Here is a 7,895-nt window from a genome sequence, read left to right as displayed (position 1 = left end):
CGCGAGATGCCCTCGCGCGGCACCCACGGATTGAGGAAATAGGGCCTGAAGCGGACCTCAACCGGAATATCCGGCTTGAGGGCCAAGGCCTTTTCAAGTCTCTTCTTTCCGATGAAGCACCAGGGGCAAACCACGTCCGAGACGACGTCGATCGTAAGCGGCGTTGCGGCGTTCTGATGCTCGGACACTTGATTGGGCATGGCGGCCTCGTTTGCTGATCCGCCAGACTTAAGCCTGCAATCAGGCGGCGGCAACCGGGCGCGGGATGACACGCCCCAGCAGGGTGAGGACCGTATCCCCAGGCTTGAGCGTTGCCAGTGTCACCGAAGGGCTTGCGGTGGGCCGCTCGCCGCCGGGCCGTAGCATGGTGTGCTTCAGCACGCTGGCCAGTCGCCGCGCCGCGACATGGGCGCCGCGCAAATCCGTATCGCCGAAGACGAACAGGATGGAGCCATCCTCCTGACGGCAGGCGAAGTCGCTGTCGCGCAAAAGGCGGCTGACAAGACGCGCCGCGTCAAGGTTGGTGCGACGGTCGATCAGGTCATCGAAGGAGAAGCGTGCCAGCGACAGGCCGACGCCGCGCTCGCCGGCGTCTTCGATGGCAAGGCCCAACGCAGGGCCGAACGCGGTGCTGGTGAGGAGCCCCGTTTGCGCATCGAGCATGCCCTTGCATTCGATTGACGCCAGCAGCCGCTTGAGCGCCGTCTCGAATGCCCGCAAGCGGATCAACGGGGCGGCGCGTTGCAGCAGCGCCAATGGATCGCGCGCGCAAACCAGCTTCGTCGGCGCCGTCGCGTCGTCGCGATGGCCGAGCAGCGCGACCGGCAGCTCGCGGAAACGGGAATCCTCCGCGAATAACGTGAGGAAGGCATCGACCGCGCCTGCGGCGAGGCCATCGCCGATCACCACGCCATCCACCTCGCGCGCCACGAGGCATCGCGCGGCGGTATCGACGCTGAGAGCGCCGATTACGCCCATGCACTCGCCGACCGCGACGCTGAGTGTTGCATGGTGGCGACCGCGGCCGATCAGCAGCACGGTGGCATCATCGAGTGGATCGCCGTCCGGCAGTTCGGCGACGATCTCGCGTTCGGCCTTGAGCGCGAGCGAGCGGGTCAGCACCGTGGCGTGCAACGTGCGGACACGGAGCGCAGCCGAGAGGCGCGTGACCAGCCGCGCGAATGAGGCAGCTTCCGGAACGGTCAAGACATCGGGCAGCGGGAACGGCAGGTCGTCCGGCACGCGGGCCAGCACAGGAACGAACGGCGACGCCTCTGCAGCCTGCCGTGCCAGGGCCTGCGCCGTGTCGGCGTTCGAGTGGTCGAGCGCGGCGATCACCACGGCCGAGGGTTTGACCTCCGCAAGCGCAGTACACGCGCCGTACCACGACGCTTCGATGACGGGAAACGCGCCAGCGTCGGTCAAAGCTTGCGCCAATTGGATGGCGGGCTTGTCCGCGACGATCAGGATGGGACCTTGTAGCGACATGGGATTTGTACGCAGGACCGGGAACAGAGACGCCACCTTACGCGCGCGCCATTAACGTCTGGTCAACGACGGCGGGCGTTTTTTGAGCCTGTCAGGCCGCCTGAGGCTTACGCCGCTGGCCGAAGGCGGATGCGAGCAGTGGGTTGGCGCCAAGCGTCGCGAGGCGCGAACGAACGTCCTCGGGCAGACTGGCGATACCGGCAAGTCGATGGCCGGTCAGCGTGTCGGGCAATGCGGTGACGTAGGCGTTGCCGCTCGCTCGCTTGACCAGCCGGGTCAGGTCGCTGAGCAGGAAGTGATAGCCGCCGATGGTTATGACACCGAGCGGAGGCGCGGTGATCGCGAGCGTACCGCCGGCGCGGTCAATGCGGCAGGAATAGCCGGTGTCGACGAAGCCCCCGGCGTCGGCCTGTAGACGCGGTGCATGAAGACGCTCGATACCCGGCGGGAAGGCATGGCGGGGCACCATTGGCCCGCGCAGCGCCAACGTGCCGGTCAGCGTACGCGCCATATCGGCGATCCGCACCCCTTCATCGCGACTTCGCGGTGCGCGCATCTCGAGCGCCGGCAGCGGTTCGGGACGGCCGGCCGGACCGCGACATGAGGCCAGGACAGCGAGGTCACCGAACGCCAGCACGTCGATGAGTCCGGCCTTCGGATGCCGCCAGGTCGGGCTGACTGACAGGCGCTCCGGCGCCTGCCAGACCGCAAGGACGTTCTTTAGGGCAGCGTGGTCGAACAGACCCGCCTCTTGAAGCAACGGTACCAGTGCGCCGGGAACGACCATCGTGTCGCAGCGATCGTCGGCGCGCTGCGCGGCAAAGACGTCCGGGTCGAAGCCATGATGAAGCGATAACGTCCCGCCCGATAGAAGCCACGGCATGACCGTTGTCGCAAAGCCCGCAAACGAGTTGATGGCAAGGCCGCCGAAAAGTCTCGCGTTTTGCGGCAACCCGCTCTCCAATACGGTGGCGAGGCCGCCCGCGATCAGTTGCGTGTGGTTGCGCGCGACCGCAGCGCGGCCCGATGGCGTCACGGTCCATGTCACCATCGCCGCATGGCTTGCGGCGTTGCCTTCACGCGCGACCAGGGGCCGAGAAGCCTTGGCGTTTTCGTCGAGCAATTCATCGAGCGGCACAACGCCATCGGGCGGATTGCGGCCGAAGCTGCAGACATGCCGGATATGGAAAAGTCCGGCTGCGATCTGCATGGCGAGATCGCAAGGGCGGAACGCGCCAGCACGCGTGGTGGTAACGATGGCTTGCGCGCCGAGCCGGCCGAGCACGTCCGCCGCCTCGGCGTGGCGCCACAACAGCGGGAGGGGTGCTGCGATCATGCCGGCGCGGATCACGCCAAGGATCGCCAGCACGGCCTCCACGGTATTGGCAAGCTGGATGCCGATGACGGCATCGGCCCGCAAGCCAAGCGCATGCAGGCGTGAGGCGATCGCGGAAATGGCACGATCGGCCTGCGCATAGGTCATCCGGCGCGGCGCGCCGTCGGTGAAATGCGCACGGTTCGGCGGGTCGATCAGCGCAGCAGCATCGGGCCGGCGCGTGGCGGCGTAATCGAACAGGCTATCGAGCGTTGATACGCCCGCGCGGGCATCGGCATCCGGTGTGTTGGCATCGCCGAGGATCACGGTTTGCGCTTCGCCGGCGTCTTGCGCCACCAGGTTTCCGGCAGGTAGCCGAACAGCGACGTTTGCGACGGATGCCCGATGGTGGCCCAGCGCGCCACCCATTGATCCGGCAGGTGAAACAGCGGGACGACATAGAAGCCCGACATCAGCACGCGGTCGAGCGCCCGTGTCGCCGAAACGAAATCGCCACGGTCGCGCGCTTCGAGCATGGCGGCGATCATGGCATCGACCGCCGGACTCTTGATGCCCATATAGTTGCGCGTACCGTTCGCATCGGCCGCCGCGGATCCCCAATAGAACGCCTGTTCGTTGCCCGGCGACAGCGACTGATCCCATCGGTATTCGATCATGTCGAAATCATAGGTGAGTCGCCGCCGGTCGTATTGCACGGCATCGACCACCCGGACGCGCGCGGTGATCCCCGCGCGTGACAGGTCGCGGGAGAAGGCCAGCGCCAGTCGCTCCTGTTCCTTGGTTGTCACCAGGATTTCGAAGGCGAAGGGCTGGTGCGTGGTGTGCGACCGCAGCACTGTGCCCGACAGCTCGTAGCCCGCAGCCCGCAACAGCGCGAGCGCGCGCTTGAGCGTATTGCGGTCGCGACCGGAACCGTCGGTGACGGTCGGCTGCCAGGCGCCGTTCATGATGTCGGCGCGCACCGCGCGGGGAAATGGCGCGAGCAGGGCGCGCTCGCGCGCATCCGCTGCGCGGCCTCGCGCCGACAGCTCCGAGCCTTCGAAGTAGCTCGCGGACCGCTGATAGCGCCCAAAGAAGAAGTTGCGATTGAGCCATTGGAAATCGAGCAACAGACCCAGCGCCTCGCGCACGCGAACGTCGGCGAAGATCGGACGTCGGGTGTTGAAGATAAAGGCCGAGAAGGTCTTTGGCAGGCCCGTGTGGAACGTCTCCTTGACGATGCGGCCGTCGCGGAAGGCCGGCACGTCGTAGCCTGTCTCCCAGCGGCCCGGATCGGTTTCGGACCGGACGTCGTAAAGGCCCTTCTTGAAGGCCTCGAAATATGAGTTGGCGTCGCGATAGAACTCGAAGCGCACCTCGTCGAAATTCCAGAGGCCACGATTGATGGGGAGGTTGCGGCCCCAATAGTTGGGATCGCGTTTGAGCGTGACGCTACGCCCTGGATCGACATCGCCGATGGTATAGGGACCACTGCCGACGATGGGACCGAAGGTTGTGTCCTCGAATGTCGCTGGATCGACAGCGTGCTTGGCCAGCACCGGCATCAGGCCAAGGATGAGCGGCAACTCGCGGTCGTTGGCGCCGGTCAGGTCGAAGCGCACCACGCGCTCCGACAGCGCCTCGGCCTTGGCGACCTTGGTGTAGTAGGTACGATAGTTCGGCCGTCCCTTGTCGCGCAGAAGCTGCCAGGAAAACACCACGTCCTCGGCCGTCACCGGCTTACCGTCCGAAAATCGCGCCGCCGGATCGAGAGTGAAGGTGACAGCCGTGCGCCCGGCGTCGGTTTCGACCGTGCGCGCCAGCAGGCCGTAGAGCGTAAACGGCTCGTCGTACCCCCGCGCCAGCAGACTTTCGACGACGTAGCCGCGGATTTGCGGCAGCGCGAGGCCTTTGACGATAAACGGGTTGAGACTGTCGAAGGTGCCGACCACGCCCTGCGTCAGTCGGCCGCCCTTGGGCGCGTTCGGATCGGCGTAGCGCATATGGTCGAAGTCAGGTGGCAAGGCTGGCTCGCCATGCATGGCGATGCCGTGCTCCGGGACGCCGGGCCGGGCCTGCGCGAGGCCGATGCCGAGCAGGCCAAGCGCAGCGGAGAGAAGCAAGCGCCTGCCTCTCCTGAGCAAATGCGCGCTACGGCGATGGCGAGGGTCGGACACGGGCTGCCTCTTCATCCCGGTCGAATCACTGTCCGGTCGAGGTTTAGCATAGGCGGCCAATCCACCGATGGATGCGGGGAAATAAGCCGGCTTCCGCGTCCGCCGAACACATCATGCCGCTGTTGCCTCGCCCCGATTGAGGCTTTATCGGGGGGCCGAATTCGGCTAATCAAGCGCGCATCCCAGGCCATGCTCCCGCCTTTTTTGGGGCGTCGAGACAGGCGCTGGGCGCCCGCGCGGGCCACGCCGCGGAACAACGGCGATACAGAGGGATCTCGAATGACTCATCGGATTGTGTCCGGATCGGCACGGACTGCCAGCAAGGCGCTTGCGGCGCTGACGGCGACGAGCATGTTTGCCGTGCTGGCGGCCTCGCAGGCCGCGGCGCAGCCGGCTCCCAAGCCGCGACAGGCTCCCAAGGCGGCGCAGCAGGCACCGGCCCAGCAGCAACAGCAGCAGCCCGCGCCGCAAGCGCAGGCCGCCGAGCAGCCACAACTGATCTTTTCGCCGTGGGTGAAGCTCTGCAACAAGGACGCCGACCCGAAGGCCAAGCGGGTTTGCGTCACCGTCAAGGACGGTCGCGTCGAATCCGGCCTGCTGGTGGTCAGTGTCGCAATCATCGAGATGGAGGGCGAGCAGAAGAAGCTCCTGCGCATGAGCTTGCCATACGGTGTGGCGCTTCAGCACGGCACCCGACTGATCGTCGATCAGCAGACGCCCCAGACCGCGCCGTTCGTCACCTGTCTGCCGCCGGTGGTTCCGCCGGGCGGTTGCATCGCCGATTACGAGGCGACGACCGATCTCATCGCGCGGATGAAGAAGGCGCAGGTTCTCACCGTTCAGGCGATCCACATGAACGGCCAGGCGATGAGCCCGCAGCTCGATCTCCGGGACTTCGCCAAGGCCTACGACGGCCCGCCGACCGATCCGAAGGTGTTCGAGGAACAGCAAAAGAAGCTGCAGGAGGAGCTGCAGAAGCGCGCCGAAGAGGCCCGCAAGCGCCTCGAGAGCCAGCAGAAGCCAGCAGCGCAGGCTCCGCAGCGGTAATCTGCCCTCTGCTTTCAACACGACAAAGGCCCGTCGCGAGCGGCGGGCCTTTTCGTATGTGCCGTCGGCCAAGGGGACGGCGCGGGCGGATCAGTTCAGCATCGGATTGCGCGGCTTGTAGCTGCCGTCGCTATCGCGCTCGAATACCTCTGTGATTTGCGGATGGCGCATCGGCTTGCCGGAGGTGTCCGACAGCAAATTCTGCTCGGAGACGTAGGCGATATACTCGCTGTCGTCGTTCTCGGCGAACAGGTGATAGAACGGTTGATCCTTGCTCGGCCGCGATTCCTCGGGAATCGACAGCCACCATTCCTCGGTGTTGTTGAACACCGGGTCGATATCGAAGACCACCCCACGGAACGGGAACAGGCGGTGCTTCACCACCTCGCCAAGCTTGAATTTGGCAACCCGCGTCTTGGATGGGCTGTCGAACAGCTTTTTGGTCACGATCTTTGTCATCATGGTCCTGCTCTTGGGCCGCAATGTAGCGATGAATTCCGCGCCGTAACAGATCGAAAAAAAGCCCAAGGGATTCTTCCGAAGGCGTCTCGTGCGAGGGCCTGTCATGCCAGTTGGCGGCCGCCGGCAAAAGGCCACAAGCTTGGATTTGTTCCACGTTGACGCGGTGGGCGGCGTAACGATGGGTGGGACGGTCAGAGCGATTCGCCGCGCATGAGCCGCGGCTGGGAGACGCTCGGCATCACGCCCTCGCGCATGGCCGCGCGGCGCAATGGGCCGATCCGGTCGATCAAATAGAGGCCCAAACCCCGCGCGCCCTGGGTGGGGAGGAAGTCCGACAACAGCGTGCGGTTGAGGAGATCCACCGCGAGCGTGCGCGTGCCCACGTCGGCGCGGCGCTGCGTATCGTAGCGGGTGAGCAGGGCGGGGGCGCCGATATCGGCCCCCTCGCGATGGGCAGCAACCGCCAGCTCGGCGATGGTCGCCGCGTCGCGGAGACCAAGGTTGAGGCCCTGGGCCCCGATGGGCGGGATGAGATGCGCGGCTTCCCCAACCAGCGCGACGCGGTTTCGACCGAAGGCCCGAACCGTTTCAATGGCCAATGGGAACACTCCACGCCCTGGTTCGACTGTGATCTTGCCGAGGAGCGAGTGCGATCGCCGCTCGATCTCGGCATTGAGCGCGGTTTCACCAAGGCTGTTGATGAAATCGGCTTCCGCGCAGCCGACCACGCAGACCAGGCTCGACCGTGTGCCCGGTAGCGGCACCAGCGTAAACGGTCCGCTTTCGCTGTGAAATTCGGTCGAGATGCCGTGGTGCGGCCGCGTATGGGCGAGGTTGAAGGTCAGCGCCGTCTGCGGGTAGCGCCGCCCTTCGCTTTCGATGCCGGCCGCGGCGCGGCAGAGCGAGCGGCGGCCATCGGCGCCGACAATCAGCCGGGCTGAAATCGTTTCACCGCTCCCGAGCCGCGCAACTGCACCATTGTCGTTCAGGTCGATGCTGGCAGCTTCGCTCTCGAAGCGGGTGAGCGAAGGAAGCCGGGCCGCCCGAGCTTCGAGCGCGGCGATCAAGTGACGGTTTTCAATGTTGTAGCCGAAGGCATCGAGGCCGATTTCGGCCGCGGTAAAGCGAACCTCCGGCGCACGCACGAGGCGGCCGGTGGCATCGACGATACGCATGACACGGAGCGGTGCGGCGTGCACGGAGCAGCCATCCCAGACGCCGAGCGTTTCGAGCGCTGTGACCGAACCGGCCAGGAGCGCCGTCGTGCGGTGATCCGAAGCAGCCCGGGGCGCAATCAGCGCGGCTTGGATGCCGGCTTCCGCCAGCGCAATGGCTGCGGTCAGCCCGGCTGGGCCCGCGCCCACGATCGCCACCTCCACGCTCGCCGGATTCGTCATCGCTGCCTC

At 65.9% G+C, this 7,895-nt stretch carries 7 protein-coding genes; 1 reads left to right on the top strand and 6 read right to left on the bottom strand.

Annotation, left to right across the window (positions count from 1 at the left end; genetic code table 11):
* From VN004_RS00155 to VN004_RS00140, 4 genes are all read right to left on the bottom strand, one after another.
* The coding region (locus VN004_RS00155; protein WP_325606078.1) for a DsbA family protein at positions 1-200 on the bottom strand (200 nt) is incomplete at its 3' end.
* Between the two features lie 40 nt (positions 201-240).
* The gene (locus tag VN004_RS00150; protein ID WP_325606077.1) at positions 241-1,524 is read right to left on the bottom strand and encodes a GGDEF domain-containing protein; all 1,284 of its coding nucleotides are present in this window, start codon (positions 1,522-1,524) and stop codon (positions 241-243) included.
* Positions 1,525-1,579: 55 nt separating this feature from the next.
* The gene (locus tag VN004_RS00145; RefSeq protein WP_325606076.1) at positions 1,580-3,160 is read right to left on the bottom strand and encodes an AMP-binding protein; all 1,581 of its coding nucleotides are present in this window, start codon (positions 3,158-3,160) and stop codon (positions 1,580-1,582) included.
* Positions 3,127-4,926 carry an extracellular solute-binding protein gene (locus tag VN004_RS00140; RefSeq protein ID WP_414710208.1) on the bottom strand — a complete coding sequence of 600 codons (1,800 nt, stop codon included), beginning with the start codon at positions 4,924-4,926 and terminating at the stop codon, positions 3,127-3,129. Before VN004_RS00140 ends, VN004_RS00145 begins: the two co-directional genes overlap by 34 nt.
* 333 nt (positions 4,927-5,259) lie before the next feature.
* On the opposite strand from VN004_RS00140, the gene VN004_RS00135 reads away from it, so the two are divergent.
* Positions 5,260-6,027 (top strand): invasion associated locus B family protein, encoded by a 768-nt coding sequence (locus tag VN004_RS00135; RefSeq protein ID WP_325606074.1) that lies wholly within the window; start codon positions 5,260-5,262, stop codon positions 6,025-6,027.
* A 90-nt stretch (positions 6,028-6,117) separates the two neighbouring features.
* Here VN004_RS00135 and hspQ read toward each other — a convergent pair whose 3' ends face one another.
* Together hspQ and VN004_RS00125 are read right to left on the bottom strand one after the other, a co-directional pair.
* Positions 6,118-6,486, bottom strand: a complete 369-nt coding sequence (gene hspQ, locus VN004_RS00130) for a heat shock protein HspQ (RefSeq protein ID WP_325606080.1) — start codon at positions 6,484-6,486, stop codon at positions 6,118-6,120.
* Between the two features lie 194 nt (positions 6,487-6,680).
* A complete protein-coding gene (locus VN004_RS00125) occupies positions 6,681-7,886 on the bottom strand; it encodes a UbiH/UbiF family hydroxylase (protein ID WP_325606079.1) in 1,206 nt (401 codons plus the stop codon).
* Between the last annotated feature and the right edge of the window lie 9 nt (positions 7,887-7,895).

The sequence above is a fragment of the Pseudorhodoplanes sp. genome, from assembly GCF_035565855.1.
Classification (GTDB): Bacteria; Pseudomonadota; Alphaproteobacteria; order Rhizobiales; family Xanthobacteraceae; genus Pseudorhodoplanes.
The sequence above is the reverse complement of the archived record's forward strand: the minus strand, read 5'-3'. Positions and strand labels throughout refer to the sequence as shown.